The 17,282-nt window shown below is 75.1% G+C and carries 19 protein-coding genes; 12 read left to right on the top strand and 7 right to left on the bottom strand.

Annotated elements, in window-relative coordinates:
• Positions 1 to 179 precede the first annotated feature (179 nt).
• A complete protein-coding gene (locus DMH12_RS28410; protein WP_125494301.1) occupies positions 180 to 1,760 on the top strand; it encodes a penicillin-binding transpeptidase domain-containing protein in 1,581 nt (526 codons plus the stop codon).
• A 9-nt stretch (positions 1,761 to 1,769) separates the two neighbouring features.
• Here DMH12_RS28410 and DMH12_RS28415 read toward each other — a convergent pair whose 3' ends face one another.
• Positions 1,770 to 2,909 (bottom strand): cytochrome P450, encoded by a 1,140-nt coding sequence (locus tag DMH12_RS28415; RefSeq protein WP_125494302.1) that lies wholly within the window; start codon positions 2,907 to 2,909, stop codon positions 1,770 to 1,772.
• A gap of 125 nt (positions 2,910 to 3,034) precedes the next feature.
• On the opposite strand from DMH12_RS28415, the gene DMH12_RS28420 reads away from it, so the two are divergent.
• Positions 3,035 to 3,730: a TetR/AcrR family transcriptional regulator gene (locus DMH12_RS28420; protein ID WP_125494303.1), complete on the top strand. Its 696-nt coding sequence runs from the start codon at positions 3,035 to 3,037 to the stop codon at positions 3,728 to 3,730.
• A gap of 4 nt (positions 3,731 to 3,734) precedes the next feature.
• On the opposite strand, the gene DMH12_RS28425 is transcribed toward DMH12_RS28420, so the two are convergent.
• Complete coding sequence (locus DMH12_RS28425) at positions 3,735 to 4,190, bottom strand: tellurite resistance TerB family protein (protein ID WP_125494304.1); 456 nt, start codon at positions 4,188 to 4,190, stop codon at positions 3,735 to 3,737.
• A gap of 330 nt (positions 4,191 to 4,520) precedes the next feature.
• Between DMH12_RS28425 and DMH12_RS28430 the strand changes: the two genes are divergently transcribed.
• Together DMH12_RS28430 and DMH12_RS28435 are read left to right on the top strand one after the other, a co-directional pair.
• Positions 4,521 to 5,870, top strand: a complete 1,350-nt coding sequence (locus tag DMH12_RS28430; RefSeq protein ID WP_125494305.1) for a hemolysin family protein — start codon at positions 4,521 to 4,523, stop codon at positions 5,868 to 5,870.
• Positions 5,867 to 6,889 (top strand): hemolysin family protein, encoded by a 1,023-nt coding sequence (locus tag DMH12_RS28435; protein WP_125494306.1) that lies wholly within the window; start codon positions 5,867 to 5,869, stop codon positions 6,887 to 6,889. The genes DMH12_RS28430 and DMH12_RS28435 overlap by 4 nt, the downstream gene beginning before the upstream one ends.
• A gap of 50 nt (positions 6,890 to 6,939) precedes the next feature.
• Here the strand turns inward: DMH12_RS28435 and DMH12_RS28440 are convergent, their stop codons facing one another.
• Positions 6,940 to 8,283: a hypothetical protein gene (locus tag DMH12_RS28440; RefSeq protein ID WP_125494307.1), complete on the bottom strand. Its 1,344-nt coding sequence runs from the start codon at positions 8,281 to 8,283 to the stop codon at positions 6,940 to 6,942.
• A 113-nt stretch (positions 8,284 to 8,396) separates the two neighbouring features.
• On the opposite strand from DMH12_RS28440, the gene DMH12_RS28445 reads away from it, so the two are divergent.
• A complete protein-coding gene (locus tag DMH12_RS28445; protein WP_185832595.1) occupies positions 8,397 to 9,671 on the top strand; it encodes a molybdopterin-dependent oxidoreductase in 1,275 nt (424 codons plus the stop codon).
• Positions 9,668 to 10,180 carry a hypothetical protein gene (locus tag DMH12_RS28450; RefSeq protein ID WP_125494309.1) on the top strand — a complete coding sequence of 171 codons (513 nt, stop codon included), beginning with the start codon at positions 9,668 to 9,670 and terminating at the stop codon, positions 10,178 to 10,180. Before DMH12_RS28445 ends, DMH12_RS28450 begins: the two co-directional genes overlap by 4 nt.
• Here DMH12_RS28450 and DMH12_RS28455 read toward each other — a convergent pair.
• The 3 genes from DMH12_RS28455 to DMH12_RS28465 are packed head-to-tail and all read right to left on the bottom strand — an operon-like array spanning position 10,066 to position 12,274.
• Complete coding sequence (locus DMH12_RS28455; protein WP_125494310.1) at positions 10,066 to 10,911, bottom strand: class I SAM-dependent methyltransferase; 846 nt, start codon at positions 10,909 to 10,911, stop codon at positions 10,066 to 10,068. The genes DMH12_RS28450 and DMH12_RS28455 overlap by 115 nt on opposite strands.
• Positions 10,908 to 11,540, bottom strand: a complete 633-nt coding sequence (locus DMH12_RS28460) for a DUF2064 domain-containing protein (protein ID WP_185832597.1) — start codon at positions 11,538 to 11,540, stop codon at positions 10,908 to 10,910. Before DMH12_RS28460 ends, DMH12_RS28455 begins: the two co-directional genes overlap by 4 nt.
• A 5-nt stretch (positions 11,541 to 11,545) precedes the next feature.
• Positions 11,546 to 12,274 (bottom strand): glycosyltransferase family 2 protein, encoded by a 729-nt coding sequence (locus DMH12_RS28465; RefSeq protein WP_125494312.1) that lies wholly within the window; start codon positions 12,272 to 12,274, stop codon positions 11,546 to 11,548.
• Between the two features lie 115 nt (positions 12,275 to 12,389).
• Here DMH12_RS28465 and DMH12_RS28470 point away from each other — a divergent pair, with 115 nt between their 5' ends.
• Entirely contained in the window at positions 12,390 to 13,175 is a 786-nt protein-coding gene (locus tag DMH12_RS28470; protein WP_125494313.1) for a response regulator transcription factor, read from the top strand.
• 1 nt (position 13,176) lies between these two features.
• Entirely contained in the window at positions 13,177 to 14,289 is a 1,113-nt protein-coding gene (locus DMH12_RS28475) for a sensor histidine kinase KdpD (RefSeq protein WP_125494314.1), read from the top strand.
• Positions 14,290 to 14,298: 9 nt separating this feature from the next.
• On the opposite strand, the gene DMH12_RS28480 is transcribed toward DMH12_RS28475, so the two are convergent.
• Complete coding sequence (locus DMH12_RS28480; RefSeq protein ID WP_125494315.1) at positions 14,299 to 15,300, bottom strand: NAD(P)-dependent oxidoreductase; 1,002 nt, start codon at positions 15,298 to 15,300, stop codon at positions 14,299 to 14,301.
• A 179-nt stretch (positions 15,301 to 15,479) separates the two neighbouring features.
• On the opposite strand from DMH12_RS28480, the gene DMH12_RS28485 reads away from it, so the two are divergent.
• From DMH12_RS28485 to DMH12_RS28500, 4 genes are all read left to right on the top strand, one after another.
• Positions 15,480 to 15,866: a Tat pathway signal sequence domain protein gene (locus DMH12_RS28485; RefSeq protein WP_125494316.1), complete on the top strand. Its 387-nt coding sequence runs from the start codon at positions 15,480 to 15,482 to the stop codon at positions 15,864 to 15,866.
• On the top strand, positions 15,863 to 16,504 hold the full coding sequence (locus DMH12_RS28490; protein ID WP_125494317.1) for a class F sortase: 642 nt from the start codon (positions 15,863 to 15,865) through the stop codon (positions 16,502 to 16,504). Before DMH12_RS28485 ends, DMH12_RS28490 begins: the two co-directional genes overlap by 4 nt.
• Positions 16,505 to 16,545: 41 nt before the next feature.
• Positions 16,546 to 17,037: an RNA polymerase sigma factor gene (locus DMH12_RS28495; protein ID WP_122616678.1), complete on the top strand. Its 492-nt coding sequence runs from the start codon at positions 16,546 to 16,548 to the stop codon at positions 17,035 to 17,037.
• A partial coding sequence (locus DMH12_RS28500) for a twin-arginine translocation signal domain-containing protein (protein WP_185832596.1) occupies positions 17,021 to 17,282 on the top strand: 262 nt, incomplete at its 3' end. The genes DMH12_RS28495 and DMH12_RS28500, both read left to right, overlap by 17 nt.

The raw sequence follows: 17,282 nt of genomic DNA on the forward strand, positions 1-17,282 counted from the left end.
GCCGCCAGTTGCCGCGCGAACTCCCCCACGTCGTCGGGGTCGTCGGCGAAGCCGCTCTCGGCGTCCACGGTCAGCAGGAACGGCCCGGAGCCCAGGGTGAGGGCCAGCCGCAGGGTCTCGTCGCGGGGCGCCCCCCCCCCCCCCGGCAGCCCCCCCGCCGCCGCGGCCCCCGCAACGGCGTGCGGGCCGTCGCCGCGGTGGCGGTCGTACTCGCGATCGCCGCGGGCGGCTCGTACGCCGCCGGGCTCGGCCCCTTCGCGCGCGGCGACGACGGCCCGGACCCCGCCGCGATGGAACAGGCGCGCGCGTTCCTCGCCGACTGGTCCGCCGGGCGCCTGCCGAACGCGGCCGGCCGCACCACCAGACCCGGCCCGGCCGAGGAGGTGCTGCAGAGCTTCACCGCCGGGCTCGACATCGAGAAACCGAGGCTGACGGCGGCGAAGGACGCGAAGGAGGCCGAGGACGGCACCCTCGGCGTCCCGTTCACCGCCCGGATGCCGATCAGCGGCCTCGGCACCTGGACGTACGAGTCGGAGCTGCCCCTGCGTGAACAGGACGGCGCCTGGAAGGTGGACTGGCGGCTGTCCCTGGTGCACCCGCGGCTGAGCGACACGGAGAAGTTCCGGCTGGAGCGCGCCGAGACCACCCCGCCGAAGGTCACCGACCGCGAGGGGACCTCCCTCAACGGCGCGCGGTACCCGTCCCTGGCACCGCTCCTGGGCCGGCTCGCCGGCGACTCGGGCGGCGGTGGTCCGCGCGGCGCGGTCGAGCTGGTCGACCGGGCCAGCGGCGAGACCGTGCGCACCGAGGCGTCCTTCGGCAAGAAGCCCGACCCGGCGACGGCGGACCGGCCCGTGCGCACCACCCTGGACGCCACCTGGCAGTCCGCCGCCGAGCAGGCCCTGGAGGAGGCCGACGGCAAGAACGCCGCGCTCGTCGCCCTGCGCGTCGACAACGGCGAGGTCCTGGCCTTCGCCAACTCCCCCTCCAGCGGCTTCAACCGCGCCGCCTCCGGCACCTACGCGCCCGGCTCCACCTGGAAGATCGTCACCAGCAGCGCCCTGCTGCTCAAGGACGCGGTCGCCCCCGACGACGTCGTGGACTGCCCCAAGTACCTGACGGTCGGCAAGGAGTTCCACAACGTCGAGACGTCGGAGTACCCGGGCGCCACCTTCCGCAAGGACTTCATGGAGTCGTGCAACACGGCCTTCATCAGCCTGCGCGGCAAGCTCGACGAGGGGGAGCTGGGCGAGGTCGCCCGCACCTACTTCGGCGTCGGCCAGGAGTGGCACGTGGGCATCCCGACGTACGACGGCTCGGTGCCGGTGCCCAAGGACGAGACCGAGAAGGCCGCGTCGATGATCGGGCAGGGCCGGATCCAGGCCAACCCCCTGATCATGGCGTCGGTGACGGCGACCGCGGTCTCCGGCGAGTTCCACCAGCCGTCCGTCACCGAGGGGAACGAGGACCGTACCCGCACCGAGCCGCTGCCCGGCAAGGTCGTCAGCCAGCTGCGCGGAATGATGCGGGACACCGTCACCGACGGCACCGCGCGCGTCCTGGCCGACCTGCCCGGCGAGGTCGGCGCGAAGACCGGCACCGCCGAGGTCTCCGACGACCAGGACAACAACGGCTGGCTCGTCGCCCACCGCGGCAACGTGGCCGTCGCCGTGGTCGTCGAGGAGGGCGTCACCGGCGGCGGCTCGGCGGGCCCGGTCGTGCACAGCCTGCTGTCCGCCGTACCGGAGGACCCGTCCTGACGCCCGTGGTCAGCCCAGGCGCAGCGGCAGCTCCGCCAGCCCCCGCAGCAGGGTGCTCGTGCGCCAGGTGAGCGTCGCCGGGTCGGTGGCGAACGCGAGCGTGGGGTAACGCTCCAGGAGCAGGCGTACGGCGACGGTGGCCTCCATCCGGGCCAGCGGGGCGCCCAGGCAGTGGTGGAGGCCGTGGCCGAAGCCGAGGTGGCCGCGGGGCGCGCGGCCGATGTCGAAGCGGTCGGGGTCGGGGAAGTGGCCGGGATCGCGGGAGGCGGCGGCGAGGGAGACGAGCACCGAGTCGCCGGCCGCGATCGGTGTGCCCGCCAGCTCCAGCGGCTCGGCGGCGAAACGGAACGCGGAGGCGTGCACGGGGGAGTTGAACCGCAGCGACTCCTCCACCGCTGCCCCGGCCAGGCCGGGCTCGGCGCGCAGGCGGTCGAGCTGGCCGGGGTGGGTGAGGAGGCTGTGGACGGTCGCGGAGATCAGGTTGACCGTCGTCTCGTGGCCGGCGACCAGGATCAGGAAGGCCATGCCGAGCAGTTCCTCGGCGGTGAGGCCCCCGGTGTCCGCGGCGGCGGTCAGGTCGCCGAGGAGGGTGCCGTCCGGGTCGTCGCGCTTGGCGCCGGTCAGGTCGGTGAGGTAGCCGGTCAGCGCGTCGGCCGCGCCCTGAGCCGCCTTGGGCGAGGTGGGCATGACCAGCTCGTTCGACCAGGTGTGGAAGACCTCGCGGTCGGCCCCGGGCACGCCGAGGAGTTCGCAGATCACCGTCACCGGAAGGGGCAGCGCGTACCGGGCGACCAGGTCGGCCGTGCCCCCGCGCTCCAGCGCGTCCAGCAGATCCTCCGCGACGCGCTCGACGCGGGGGTGCAGGGCGGCGATCCGGCGCGGTGTGAAGTGGCCGGCCACCAGGTGGCGCAGGCGGGTGTGCTGCGGCGGGTCGCTCTGGAGCATGTTGCGGCCGATGGCGTGCCCGCCGTCGGAGTCCCAGGACGCGGAGTGCCGGATGTCGTTGCGCAGCCGCGGGTCGGTGAGCGCGGCCCGCGCCGCGTCGCGCGTGACGACCAGCCAGCTCTCCCCGCTCCCCGGCACCGACACCCGGTGGACGGCGCCCGCGGCCCGGAGGGCGGCCAGTTCGTCGAGGGTGGGCGCGGCCATGGGACCTCCTGGGAACCGGGGACGGCAATTAAACGGGGAGTACTCCCCATTTACCCGGCCGACGATAGCATCGGCACCGAGGGCACGGGGAGCACTCCCCGGTTCGTACGATCCGGAGGGCGAGGATGACCGTCGGCGCACGCGAGGGAGCGCCCCGGCAGCGACGCGACGCGCGACGCAACCGGGAGCTTCTGCTGGAGGCGGCCCACGAGGTGTTCACCGAGCAGGGGCTGGACGCGCCGCTGGACGTGATCGCGCGCCGGGCGGGGGTCGGCAACGCGACGCTCTACCGCCACTTCCCCACCCGCTCCGCGCTGGTGGACGCCGTGTTCCGGGACTCGCTGACCGGCACGATGGAGGCGGGTGAGCGGGCCCGGCGGGCGCCGGACGCGTGGGCGGGCCTCACCGGCTACCTGGACGTCGTCTTCGCGGCCCTGGCCGCCGACCGCGGCTCCAACGACCTGATGACCACGCATCTGCGGGGCGTGGACAGTCTGGAGGCCGTGCACGAGCACAACCGCCGGACCGTGGACGCGCTGCTGGTCCGCTGCCGGGACGAGGGCGCCGTGCGGGCCGACGTCACCACCGAGGACGTCCTGTTCGGGCTCGCGGCGCTGGGCCGCGCGGTCCCGGCGCTGACCGCCGCGACCGCGCCGGACGCCTGGCGCCGCCCGCTCGCCCTGTTCCTCGCCGGCCTGCGGGCCGCGCCGGCGGCGCCGCCCCTGCCGGCGCCCGCGCTCACCGCCGGCGACCTCGGCGAGGTCCTGCGTGAACTGGGCCCGCACCGCACCCGCGCGGGCGGCCGCGGCCCCGGCGGGTGAGACCTCAGAGGTCGAACTCGTGCGGCGGCAGGTCCAGCGCGTAGCAGGCCTCCCGCACCACCGCGCGCTCGTCCTTGTCGAAGTCCCCGTCGGCGCCGCCGATCACGATGCCGATCTGCACCACGGCGCGCGCCTCGGCGGGCTTCTTCCCGGCCTTGGCGATCTCCTGGAGGATGCCGACCTTGCCGAAGGCGAAGTCGGCGGTGAGCTTGTCCAGGTTCTCCTCGAAGCGGCGGCGCAGGTCGTCGGCGGGGAAGTTCTGCAGCACCTCGTTGGCCGAGATCAGCTGGGCGACCCGCTGCCGCTCCGACGGGTCGACGGTGCCGTCTGCCGCGGCGACCAGCGCGCACATCGCCATGCTCGCGTCGCGGAAGGCGCCGCTCTTGAGGTCGTTCTTCTTCGCCACGAGCTGCGTCTGCATCTGCGACGCGGACTCCTTGAAGCGGTCCCACAGGGCCATGAGAACTCCGTACGGGTCGGGAGAGTCTTGCTTCTACAGTTTTGTAGAAGCTATCAGGCTCCCGTGTCCGCGCCGCCGCGGCGCCTCGGGGAACAACCGGGACCGTCCGCCCGTTCTCTACAGGCGAGTAGAAGCGCAGGGGTATGAGTACTCCCCTTCTCTTTGCAGGTCCTTTACCATGTGAGGGAAAACCTCGGGCGCCCGGCTGGTACCGGCGCCCGCCGACCCCGTTAAGGAGTCCCGTTCCGTAATGGAGCCTCCCAGTACCGGCCGTGCCACGGCCGGCCCGCCAGTGCCCCCGTATGCGCGTGATGGAAGCGGGGTGGCACGGTGACCGAGGTCCTGCTGCTCCTGCTGGCCCTCCTGCTCACCCTGGCCTGCGCGCTCTTCGTCGCGGCCGAGTTCTCCCTCACCACCGTCGAGCGCGGTGACCTGGAGCGTGCCGCCGAGTCCGGCGAGCGCGGTGCCGAGGGAGCCCTGAAGGCCGTACGTTCCCTGACCCTCCAGCTCTCCGGCGCCCAGCTCGGCATCACGGTGACCTCGCTGGTCATCGGCATGCTGGCCGAGCCGTCGATCGCGGTGCTGCTGCGCGGGCCGCTGACGGCGATCGGCCTGGGCGCCGCCGCCTCGACGGTGGCGACGCTGCTCGGCGTGGTGCTCTCCACCGTCGTCCTGATGGTCGTCGGCGAGCTGGTCCCCAAGAACTGGGCGATCTCCCGCCCGATGGCCGTCGCGAAGGTCGTCGCCGGTCCGCAGCGCGGATTCACCACCGCCTTCGGCCCGTTCATCCGGCACCTGAACAACACGGCGAACCGTTTCGTGCGCCGCTTCGGCCTGGAACCGGCCGAGGAGCTGGCGTCCGCCCGCAGCGCCGAGGAACTGGTCGCCCTCGCCCAGCACTCGGCCGCCGAGGGCGCCCTGGAGGCGGACTCGGCCGAGCTGTTCGTCCGCACCCTGCACCTGAGCGAGCTGACCGCGGAGAACGTCATGACCCCGCGCGTGGACGTCAAGGCCCTGGAGGCCCACGCCACCGCGGCCGACGCCGCGAACCTCTCGCACGCCACCGGCCTGTCCCGCTTCCCGGTCTACCGGGACAGCCTGGACGAGGTCATCGGCACCGTCCACATCCGCGACGTACTGGCCCTGGAGCCGGAGCGCCGGGCGGTCACCCCCGTCACCGAGCTGGCCGCCGCGCCGCTCCTGGTGCCGGACAGCCTGCCCGCCGACCGCCTCCTGGAGCGCATGCGCCGGGCCCGCACCATGGCCGTCGTCATCGACGAGTACGGCGGCACGGCGGGCGTGGCCACCGTCGAGGACATCGTCGAAGAGGTCGTCGGCGAGGTGCGCGACGAGCACGACCCGGTCGAGATACCGGACCTGCTGCCCGCCCCCGCGCGGGCGGACGGCCGGGCGGCCTGGGAGGCCGACGGCTCGCTGCGCCTGGACCACCTGCGGCGCATCGGCATGACCGCGCCGGAGGGGCCGTACGAGACCCTGGCCGGTCTGGTCGCCACCCACCTCGCGCGCATCCCCGTCAAGGGCGACGTCGTCGACCTGGACGGCTGGCACCTCGACGTCCTCGACGTCGACCACCACCGCGCGGACCGCCTCCGCGTCACCGCGCCCGCGCCCCTGGTGGGCGGGCAGCCGGAGCACGAGCAGCGGGAGATGGCCCGATGACCGCCGTACAGCTCTTCATTGGCGCGCTGACGCTGCTGACCAACGCGTTCTTCGTGGGCGCCGAGTTCGCCCTGATCTCGGTGCGCCGCAGCCAGATCGAGCCGCGCGCGAAGGCGGGCGACAAGCGCGCCCGGATGACCCTGTGGGGCCTGGAGCACATCTCCCAGATGATGGCCACGGCCCAGCTCGGCATCACCGTCTCCTCGCTGGTGCTCGGCGCGGTCGCGGAGCCGGCCATCGCGCACCTGATGGAGCCGGTGTTCGAGGCGGTCCACATGCCGCACGCGCTGGTCCACCCCGTGGCCTTCGCGATCGCCCTGACCCTCGCCACGTATCTGCACATGCTGATCGGCGAGATGATCCCGAAGAACATCGCGCTGGCCGCCCCGGCGAGCACCGCCCTGTTCCTCGGTCCCGCGCTGGTCGCCCTCACCCGGGCCCTGAAGCCGTTCGTCTTCGGCATCAACGCCTTCGCCAACGCCCTGCTCAAGCTGCTCAGGGTGGAGCCGAAGGACGAGGTCGAGGCCGTCTTCACGGACGACCAGCTGGCCCGCATGGTGGTCGACGCCAGCGAGGCCGGGCTGCTCACCCCGGCCGACGGCGAGCGCCTGCGCGACGCACTGGAGCTGGGCACCCGCCCGGTCGGCGAGATCCTGGTCCCGTCGCAGAAGATGCGCACGGTCCCCCACACGGTCACCCCGGCCGAGCTGGAACGCATGGCCGCCGAGGCGGGCTACTCCCGCTTCCCGGTCACCGGCCCCGGCGGTACGGTCCTGGGCTACCTGCACATCAAGGACACCCTGGGCCTCACCGACCGGGACCGCCCGTTCCCGCGCTCGGCCCTGCACCGCGTCACCCGCGTCCGCATCGACACCCCGCTCGACGACACCCTCACCGCCCTGCGCACCGAGGACAGCCACCTCGCCGCGGTCACCGGCGAGACGGGCGCCGTCCTGGGCTTCGTGACGATGGAGGACGTCCTGACGGAGCTGGTCGGACCGGCACCGGTCGGATCCTGACCCGCTGGGCAGCCTGACCGCGCGGGAACCTGACCCGCGCGGTCGGCCGCTCACCACCCGGTCGCGACCAGGTGGTTGACGAGCAGCGCCAGGACCGCCTGCGCCGCCAGCCACGCGCGCGGGCGCGGGAGGAACGCGCCCGCGGGCAGGAGCCACAGGGCGAAGGGGAGCCAGATGCGTTCCGTCTCCGCCTTGCTCATGCCGGACAGGTCGGCGATCAGCAGGGCGAGCAGGGCGGCGGCCACGAGGAACGCGAGGCGGAGGTCCTCCGTCTGCGCGTCCCCGTCGCCCCGCCGCCGGATCAGCACGACGCCCGCCCGCCGCAGGCCCGCGACCGTGGCCAGGCCCGTGATGAGGACCGTGCAGGCGAGGTTGGCCCAGACCCAGTACGCGTAGGGGCGGACGCCGGCCGCGCCCTCGTAGTACCGCTCGACGAGCAGGTGGTACGCCTCCCACCAGTCGAAGCCGATCACGGTGAAGGCGACCGGCACCACCGCCGTGCCCGCCAGCAGCGGCACGAACATCACCGGGCGCTCGCGGACCCCGCGCCGCCCGAGCAGCAGCACCGCCGCCCCGATCACGGCGAAGAGCGTGAGGCCGTACGAGAGGTAGCAGGTCAGACCGAAGAGGAGTCCGGCGCCCGCCGTCCACCACAGGGAGCGTCCGGTGACCGTGAGGGCCAGCAGCGCCACGGCCCACGCGGCGACCGCCGCGAAGTAGCCGTCGGCGGACGTGCCCATCCACACCGCGGCCGGTGCCAGCACCAGGAAGGGCGCCGCCCGCCGGGCGAGCCGCTCGCCGCACAGGGCCCGCACCGCCACCAGCACCGCCACGCACCCCGTCGCGCCCACGGTGATGGTCCAGACCCCGGCCCAGCCCCCGCCGCCCAGCCCGATCCGGTCGAGCAGCACGTAGGTGAGCGTGGCCCCCGGCGGGTGACCGGCGACGTGGGCGGGCCAGTTGTCCGGGGAGTGCAGCAGGATGTGCCCGTTGAAGTCGCGCAGGGTCGCCGGGATGGCGCGCCAGCGGTCGATGACCGTCAGGTACTCCTGGCCGGTGGTCAGCCGTCCGGCGACGCCCCGCTCCCAGCCGTCGATGAGGGCCAGCGACCAGGTCCACGCCATCGCCGCGCCCCACGCCGCGGGGAGCAGCGCGCGCCACGGCAGCCGGGCGGCGACGGCCGGCCCGTACGCCGCGGTCGCCGCCGCCACCAGGACGGCCGCCGGGGTGCCGGGGCCCAGGTGCGGGTCCCAGCGGCCCAGCAGGGGTGGCCAGCCGACGATCAGGTCGTCGTAGGTGTACACGTGGCGGCCGACCAGGATGGCGGCCGCCACGAGCAGCACGGCCGCCGCGGCGGCGTACAGGTCGCGGGGGACGGAGCGGAGGCGGGTCACACCGGCACCGTAGGGCGGAGGATCGCGGGCCGGACGGCGCACACGGCGGACGTCAGCGTTTCGTCATGGGTCGTGAACCGCTTTCGGGGCCTTCCGCTGCCTACGGTCGGGACATGCGAGACCTCGCCCCACGGCTTCCCTCCTCCCCGGGTTTCTGGCGCAGCCCGCTGCGCGGGCCCCGGTTCACGTCCGTGCTCGGCATCGTGCTGCTCGCCGGCATCACCGTGCTGTTCGTGACCGGCCTGCTCTCATACGCCGCCTACAACCCCGACCTGTCCCCGGTCAACGACAAGACCCCGGACAAGGGGCTCCTCGGCTTCTACCTCTTCGCGTGGCCGACCGACCCCACGTGGCTGTACCGCCTCAACCAGGGTGTCCACGTCACCCTCGGGCTCACCCTGATCCCGGTGCTGCTGGCCAAGCTGTGGTCGGTCGTGCCGAGGCTGTTCACCTTGCCGCCGGCCCGCTCGGTCGCGCACGCGCTGGAGCGGATCTCGCTGCTGCTGCTGGTCGGGGGCGCGCTGTTCCAGTTCGTGACCGGGGTGCTCAACATCCAGTTGGACTACCTCTTCCCCGGCTCCTTCTACCCGCTGCACTTCTACGGCGCGTGGGTCTTCTTCGCCGCGTTCGTCGCGCACGCCGTGCTGAAGACGCCGCTGGCGCTGCGCAACCTCCGGGCGATGCGCGAGGAGCGCGGTGCGCAGGGGGCGGGGGAGCGTGGCGAGGAGGCTGACGACCTGGTGTCGCCCCGGCCCGCGCCGCCCACCGTCTCGCGGCGCGGCGCCCTGTGGTTCGTCGGCGGCGGCTCGCTGCTGATGTTCGCCACGAACGCGGGGCGCAGCTTCGACCCGCCGCTGCGGGCCACGGCCGTCCTCTCCCCGCACGGCGGACCCGACCCGGGGAACGGCCCCAACGGCTTCCAGATCAACAAGACGGCCGCGTACGTCGGCATCGACCCGGCCGAGACCCGCGACGACACCTGGCGGCTCGTCGTCGAGGGCCGCTCCGGGACCGTCCGGCTCAGCCGGGCCGACCTGCTCGCCATGGAGCAGCACAGCGAGGCCCTGCCCATCGCCTGCGTCGAGGGCTGGTCGACGTCCGACCAGTGGTGGCGCGGGGTGCGGCTGCGGGACCTCGCCGCGCGCGTGGGCCACGAGGACGACCCGCCCGACGTGTTCGTCGAGTCCCTCCAGCGGCGCGGCGCCTTCCGCAGCGGCGCCCTGCGCGCCAACCAGGTCGCCGACCCGCGCTCCCTGCTCGCCCTGTACGTCAACGGCGAGGCGCTGAGCCCGGACCACGGCTACCCGGCGCGGATCATCGTGCCCGCCGCGCCCGGCGTGCTGAACACCAAGTGGGTGGCCCGGATGACGTTCGGAGACCTGGCATGAACCGTGTACGCGAGTCCCGCGAGTCCCGCGGGCCGGGCGGGCCGCGCGGCCGGCTCCGGGCCGTGACCGGCAGCCCCCTCCAGATCCTCCTGTCGGCCTGCTCCTTCGCGCTCGCGGGCTACGCGGGGGTGCGGCTGCTCGCCGACGACTGGCTCGGCGTGGCCCTGTGGTTCGTGGGGGCGGCGCTGCTGCACGACCTGGTGCTGCTGCCGCTGTACTCGGTGGCGGACCGGGCGGTCACCGGCGCGCTCGGCGCGGCCGGCCGCCGTCGGTGGGCGATGTACGTGCGCGTCCCGGCCGCCTTCTCCGGGCTGCTCCTGCTGGTGTGGTTCCCGCTGATCGCCGGCCGGGTCGACGCGGGGTACCGGGGGGTCACCGGGCTGTCGGCGGACGGCTACCTCGCCCGCTGGCTGCTGATCACGGCCGTGCTGTTCGGCGGCTCGGCGCTGCTGCTGGCGCTGCGGTCGCTGCGCAGCGCGACGAAGGGGCGCTCCCCCGACGTCCACTGAGCGACGGTCCGCCAGCCCCCGGCGGCCGCGCGGTCGAGCAGGGCGCGGGTGCCGATCCTCGCCCACGGGAAGGGGCTGCCGGACGCGTGGCCGTCGGTGACGTCGACGAGCTGCACGTGGGCACGCTCGTCGACGTCCACCCGCGCGGTCTCGGCGATCAGCAGGCCGCCGGGGGCGAGCAGGGCGGCGACGCGGTCGAGCAGGGCGCGGGGATCGCCGCCGATGCCGACGTTGCCGTCCATGAGGAGCACGGTGTCCCAGCGGCCCTCGCCGGGCAGCGGCTCGAAGACGGAGCGCCGCAGCGACTGGCCGCCGGACCGCACGGTGTGGGCCACCGCGGCCTCGCTGACGTCGATGCCGAGGACGGTCCGGCCCCGGGCGGCGAGTTCCGCGACCAGCCGGCCGGGTCCGCAGCCCACGTCGAGGACTGCGCCCTCGCAGCGGTCCAGCACCTCCAGATCGACCGTGTCGGCCCCCGCGCACCACCGCTCCACCTCCAACGGCAGCAGCCACCCGTCGGTACGCCGCAGAAACAGCGGGCCGCGACCGGCCCGCAGGGCGGCGGCGTAGGGGTCGGACACGGCCCAGGGCGCCTGCCCCGCCAGCGCGAACGGCGCCTCCGCGAGACGCCCGGGGACGACGGTCGGCCGGTCGCCGGACAGCCGCTCCACCGGCCCGTTCCCCACGGCGCGGTCCGCCCCGTCGCCCGACCCGCTCACCGGCTCGCTCATCGGCCGCCCACCCGCGCGTCCGCGCCCGCCGTGCACTGCGCCAGCCGGGCGGCGAAACGGCCGTGCGGGGCCAGTGCGGCGACGGCCCGGGCGTCGGCGGCGGTGTCGACGTCGCGCAGGGGCGGCAGGTCCCGTACCCGCAGCCCCGCCGCCAGCAGGCGCTCGCGCTGCGCGGCCCCCGTCACCGGCGTCGACATCGGCACGCCCCGCAGCAGGGCCGGGTCGGGGCGGGCCAGGCCCAGCGCCCAGAAGCCGCCGTCCTCCGCCGGACCGAAGTACGCGTCGCAGCCCGCGAAGTCCACGTCGAGCAGCTCCGGCGTCACCTGCGGGGTGTCCATCCCGATCAGCAGGGCGGGCCCCGCGCACCCGGCGAACGCGTCCGCGAGCCGGGCGTCGAGGCCGCCCGGGCACTGCGGTACGACGTCGAAGCCGGGCGGCAGCCAGGGCCCCGGGGCGCCGTCGAGGACCAGCACCCGGCGCCGGGCGGGCGTCGCGGCGACCGCGCCCAGGGTGTCGGCGAGGGACGCCTCGGCCAGCGCGGCCGCCTCGTCCGGGGTGAACGGCGGGGTGAGCCGGGTCTTGACCCGGCCGGGGCGGGGCTCCTTCGCGATGACGAGGAGGGTGCTCATCATGCTCACCGTGTGTTCCCCTCGCGGGCCGCGTCACGCGGAACCCTGTGCTCCGGTCGCTCGGCGAGCACGCCGCGCATGTCCCGTACCGCGTGCCAGGTGCCGCGCCAGGTCCCGGTGACCTTCGAGGCCCCGGTGCGGGGCAGGTACGGCACGTCGTGCTCGGTGACCCGCCACCCCGCGTCGGCGGCCCGCACCACCATCTGGAGCGGGTAGCCGCTGCGCCGGTCGGTGAGGCCGAGGCCGAGCAGCGCCTCGCGGCGGGCGGCGCGCAGCGGGCCGAGGTCGTGCAGCCGCAGGCCGGTGCGGCGGCGCAGCATCCGGGCGAGCGCGAGGTTGCCCGCCCGGGCGTGCGGGGGCCAGGCGCCGCGCCCCCGCGGTCGTCGGCGGCCGAGCACCAGGTCGGCGCCGCCGTCCCGGATCTCGCGCACGAAGGGCGTCAGCAGGCCCGGGTCGAGGGAGGCGTCGCAGTCGCAGAAGCAGACGATGTCGGCCGTGGCGGCGGTCAGCCCGGCGTGGCAGGCGGCGCCGAAGCCGCGGCGCGGCTCGGTCACGACCGTGGCGCCGAGCGCGCGGGCGATCTCCGCCGAGCCGTCGGTGGAACCGTTGTCGACGACGAGCGCGCGCCAGCCGTCCGGAATGCGGGCCAGGACCCAGGGCAGGGCTCCGGCCTCGTCCAGACAGGGGAGTACGACGTCGACGTCGGGAGCGGGCGAGGTGGTCACGGCTCTCACCCTACGAGCCGAAATCGGGCGAAACGGACTCCCGCTCCTTACGAAACACGGACGTCGCGGCCGGGGGCGGCTCGCGGGGACGACGTCCGCGTGGGCGCGGTGCGAGGCTGGGCGCATGCAGCAGCCGCACCAGCCCGCTCCCGCACAGGCGTCCCCGGACGGAGTCCCTGCCGGATCCCCCGCCGGGACCCCCGACGGATCCACCGCTGACCCCGCCCGGATCCTGGTCGTCGACGACGACCCCACGGTCGCGGAGGTCGTCGCCGGCTACCTGGAGCGCGCCGGGCACCTCGTGGACCGGGCCGACGACGGTCCGGCCGCGCTCACCCGGGCCGCCGCGCACCGGCCGGACCTGGTGGTGCTGGACCTGATGCTGCCCGGCATGGACGGCCTGGAGGTGTGCAGGCGGCTGCGCGACACCGGGCCCGTGCCGGTCGTCATGCTGACCGCCCGCGGCGACGAGGACGACCGCATCCTCGGCCTGGAGGTCGGGGCGGACGACTACGTGACCAAGCCGTTCAGCCCCCGCGAGCTGGTGCTGCGGGTGGAGTCCGTACTGCGCCGCACCCGGCCCGCCGCCGGTCTGGTGCCGCCGTCCGCGGCCGGCCTCACCGTCGACCCGGGCGCCCGGCGGGCCACGAAGGAGGGCGCCGAGCTGGCCCTCACCCTGCGCGAGTTCGACCTGCTGGCCTTCTTCCTGCGCCACCCGGGGCGGGCCTTCGCCCGGGAGGAACTGATGCGGGAGGTGTGGGGCTGGGACTTCGGCGACCTGTCCACCGTCACCGTCCACGTGCGGCGGCTGCGCGGCAAGGTCGAGGACGACCCGGCCCGGCCGCGGCTGATCCAGACCGTGTGGGGCGTGGGCTACCGCTTCGACCCGACGGGGCGGGAGACGGACTGACATGCACGACACCCTCCTCATCGCCCTGTACGCCTTCGCCGGCGCCGCCGTCACCGGGCTGGCCGGCGCGGCCGTGCTGCGGCTGATCCGGCGTCGCTCGCTGACCGCGTCGCTCGCGGTGGTGGCGGCGGTCGCCGTCCTCGCGATGCTCGCGGGCACGCTTGCCGTCGCCTGGGCGATGTTCCTGTCCCCGCACGACCTGTCCGTGGTCACCACCGTCGTGGCGATGGCGGCCGTGGTGTCGCTGGCCACCGCGCTGCTGCTGGGCCGCTGGGTGGTCGCCCGCAGCCGCGAACTGGCCGCCGCCGCACGTTCCTTCGGCGACGACGGCGACTACGCGGCCCCCACCGTCCCGGCGACCGCCGAACTCGACGCCCTCAGCCGTGAACTGGCCGCCACCAGCGCCCGCCTCGCCGAGTCCCGGGAACGCGAGCGCGCCCTGGAGACCTCCCGGCGCGAACTGGTCGCCTGGATCTCGCACGACCTGCGCACGCCGCTGGCCGGCCTGCGGGCCATGTCCGAGGCCCTGGAGGACGGCGTCGCCGCGGACCCCGACCGCTACCTCCGCCAGATCCGCACCGAGGTGGACCGCCTCAACGACATGGTCGGCGACCTCTTCGAACTCTCCCGCATCCACGCCGGCGCGCTCGCCCTCGCCCCCGCCCGGATCTCGCTCTACGACCTGGTCGGCGACGCCCTCGCGGGCGCGGACCCGCTCGCGCGGGAGCACGGCGTCCGGCTGGTCGGCGACGCGGTGGCGGCGGTGCCGGTCGAGGTGGACGGCAAGGAGATGAGCCGCGTCCTCGGCAACCTCCTGGTCAACGCCATCCGCCGCACCCCCGCCGACGGCACGGTCGCCGTCGCCGCCGAACCCTCGCCCGAGGGCGTGGTGCTCTCCGTCTCCGACGGCTGCGGCGGCATCCCCGAGGACGACCTGCCGCGCGTCTTCGACACCGGCTGGCGCGGCACCCACGCCCGTACCCCTCCGGCCGGCGCGGGCCTGGGCCTGGCCATCGTCCGCGGCATCGTGGAAGCCCACCGCGGCCGCACCACGGTCCAGAACATCCCCGGCGGCTGCCGCTTCGAGGTGACCCTCCCCCTGGCCGACGCCTGAGCCCCGACGTCACTCCCCCCGCAGACCCGCCCGGGCGAACTCCCGCATGCCCTCCCGGAAGCCGACCCGCGGCTGCCAGGACAGGTCGGTGCGCAGACGGGCGGAATCGGCGGTGATGTGGCGTACGTCGCCCAGGCGGTACTCGCCGGTGACGACCGGCCCGGGGCCGCCGTACGCCTCGGCGAGGGCGGTGGCCATCTCGCCCACCGTGTGCGGGTCGCCGCTGCCGGCGTTGTAGGCGGTGAGCGTGCCGTACGGGCGGTCGGCCGTCAGCGCCGCGACGTTGGCCGCGGCCACGTCCCGTACGTGCACGAAGTCCCGGCGCTGGCGGCCGTCCTCGAAGACCCGGGGGGCCTCGCCGCGGGCGAGCGCGGAGCGGAAGAAGGAGGCGACCCCGGCGTACGGGGTGTCGCGGGGCATCCCGGGGCCGTACACGTTGTGGTAGCGCAGCGACACCGCCGTCGCGCCGGCCGACCGCGCCCAGGCGGCGGCCAGGTGCTCCTGGGCCAGCTTGGTCGTCGCGTACACGTTGCGCGGGTCGGTGGGCGCGTCCTCGCCGACCAGCCCCGGGGACAGGGCCGCGCCGCACACCGGGCACGGCGGCTCGAAGCGGCCCGCGTCCAGGTCGGCGACGGCACGCGGGCCGGGCCGCACCACGCCGTGCCGTGCGCACTCGTAGCGTCCCTCGCCGTACACGACCATCGACCCGGCGAGCACGAGCCGCTCCACGCCCGCCTCCGCCATCGCGGCGAGCAGGACGGCGGTGCCGAGGTCGTTGCGCGAGACGTACTCCGCCGCGTCGGCGAACCCGTTGCCGAGCCCCACCATCGCCGCCTGGTGGCACACGGCGTCCACCCCGGTGAGCGCCTTGGCGACCGCCGCGGGGTCGCGCACGTCGGCGGCGGGGTCCTCGCGGACGTCGTAGCCGACGGGCTCGTGCCCGTGCTCCCGCAGTGCCGTCACGACATGGGACCCGATGAACCCGGCATGGCCGGTGACCAGTACGCGCATGCGTCCACGCTAGGCGCGCGGGGCCCTCGCGCCGGCCGTCCGGCGCGGCACGTCACGGGTCCGTAAGAAGGGGGTGCTCCGTCACCCACCACGACTTTGCCCTCCCTTTGCAACCCGCCGGGGCGCCGCCTCGTCTCTCCGTCCGATCCACTCACCACCCCCCGAGAGAGAGCGACCCGATGCGCCGCACCATCCTCAGCGCCGTGGCCCTGGCCTGCACCGCCGTACTGGCCGGCACCGCGCCCGCGTTCGCCGACGATCCCAGCCCCGTGCCCACCGAGGCCCCGGCCCAGAGCACCCCGAGCCCCGTGCCGAGCGAGGCCCCGAGCACGGCCCCGACGCCCTCGCCCAGCAAGCCGGGCCCGGCGGACGAGACGCCCGCCCCCGCCCCGGCCGACGGCCAGGTCTCCACCGTGCCCGAGGGCGCCCCCGACACCGGCGTCGCGGCCCCGGAGCCGGGCGGGACAGACGAAGGACTGGTCGGCGCGGGCGCCGGTGCCGTGCTCGTCGCGGGCGGCGCGGTCCTCTTCGTCGTACGGCGCCGGCGGGCGGCGACCGGGGCATGACCCGGCCCGCCGGTCGCGCCCTCGCCACCGCGGCGCTCGCCGTGCTGCTCGCCGGCTGCGGCGGCGGCGCGGGGAGCACGGGGAACGCGGGGAACGACGTGGCCGCGTCCGACCGGCCGGGCACCACCGCGCCCCCGGCGCCCACCGGTGCCAAGTCCGCGCGCCCACTGGAGCGTTCGGTGCCGGTCGGCCTGCGCATCCCGGCCGCCGGCGTCGACACCCCGGTGATGCGGCTGGGGCTCGCGGCGGACGGCACGGTGCAGGTCCCGCCCGTCACGGACGACGACCGGGCGGGCTGGTACCGGCACTCGCCGACCCCGGGCCAGGTGGGACCGTCGGTCCTCCTCGGCCACGTCACGGTCGGCACCCACGGCGACGGCGTCTTCCGCCACCTCGCGCGGCTGCACCGGGGCGACCGGATCGAGACGCGCCTGGAGAACGGCGCGGCGGCCGAGTTCACGGTCACCGCCGTACGGACGGTGCGGAAGGCCGAGTTCCCGACGGACGACGTCTACGGGGACGTGAACCGGCCGGAGTTGCGGCTCATCACCTGCGGTGGCCCGCGCGTCGGCGAGGAGTACCGGGACAACGTCATCGTCTTCGCCGCGCTGAGCGCGACGCGTCCCGCTCCCTCCTGACCGGCCGTGTGCACGGCATACCCTCACGACCATGGAGAGCGTTGAAACGGTCCCGTGACAGGGCGGCGTCCGAGCTGTTCGCCGCCCTGTATCCGCGCCTCGCCGGCTGGTGCCGCCGGCTCGTCGACGACGACGAGACGGCCCACGAGATCGCCTCGGAGGCGTTCACCCGGCTCTGGGCCCGCTGGACGTCCGTGGAGGAGCCCCGCGGGTTCCTCTACGTGACCGCCGCCAACCTCGTCCGGGATCACTGGCGCAAGCTGGAGCGCGAACGCCGGGCCGTGCGCCGGGTCACCGCGGAGGTCGCGGTACGCCCGCACCCCGAGCAGACCGACCCCTCGGTGCGGCTGCTCGTGCAGTCCCTGCCGGAGCGACTGCGCGTGCCGATCCTGCTCCACTACTACGCTGACATGCCGATCCGGGAGGTGTCCGCGCTGACCGGGCGCAAGGAAGGAACCGTCAAGGCCGACCTCCACGCGGCCCGCGAACTGCTCCGCGTCCATCTGAGGAGAAGCCTTGACCACACGCCTTGAGGACGATCCCGGGTCCGGACGGGACGAGGACGACCCGCTGCTGGTCGTGCTCCGCCCGGAGACCGCTTACCTGGGCCCGCCGCCCGGCCGCTACGAGGCGATCCGCAAGACCGCGTCCCGCCGGCGTCTGCTCCGTGCCGCCGCCGGTGCCGCAGCGACCGCGGCCGCCGCCGCCCTGATCGCACTGCCGCTGAACTGGGCGTCCCCCGCCCCGCCCCCGCCCTCCCGTCTGCCTGCCCCTGTCT

This window comes from Streptomyces sp. WAC 04229, assembly GCF_003947455.1.
Classification (GTDB): Bacteria; Actinomycetota; Actinomycetes; order Streptomycetales; family Streptomycetaceae; genus Streptomyces.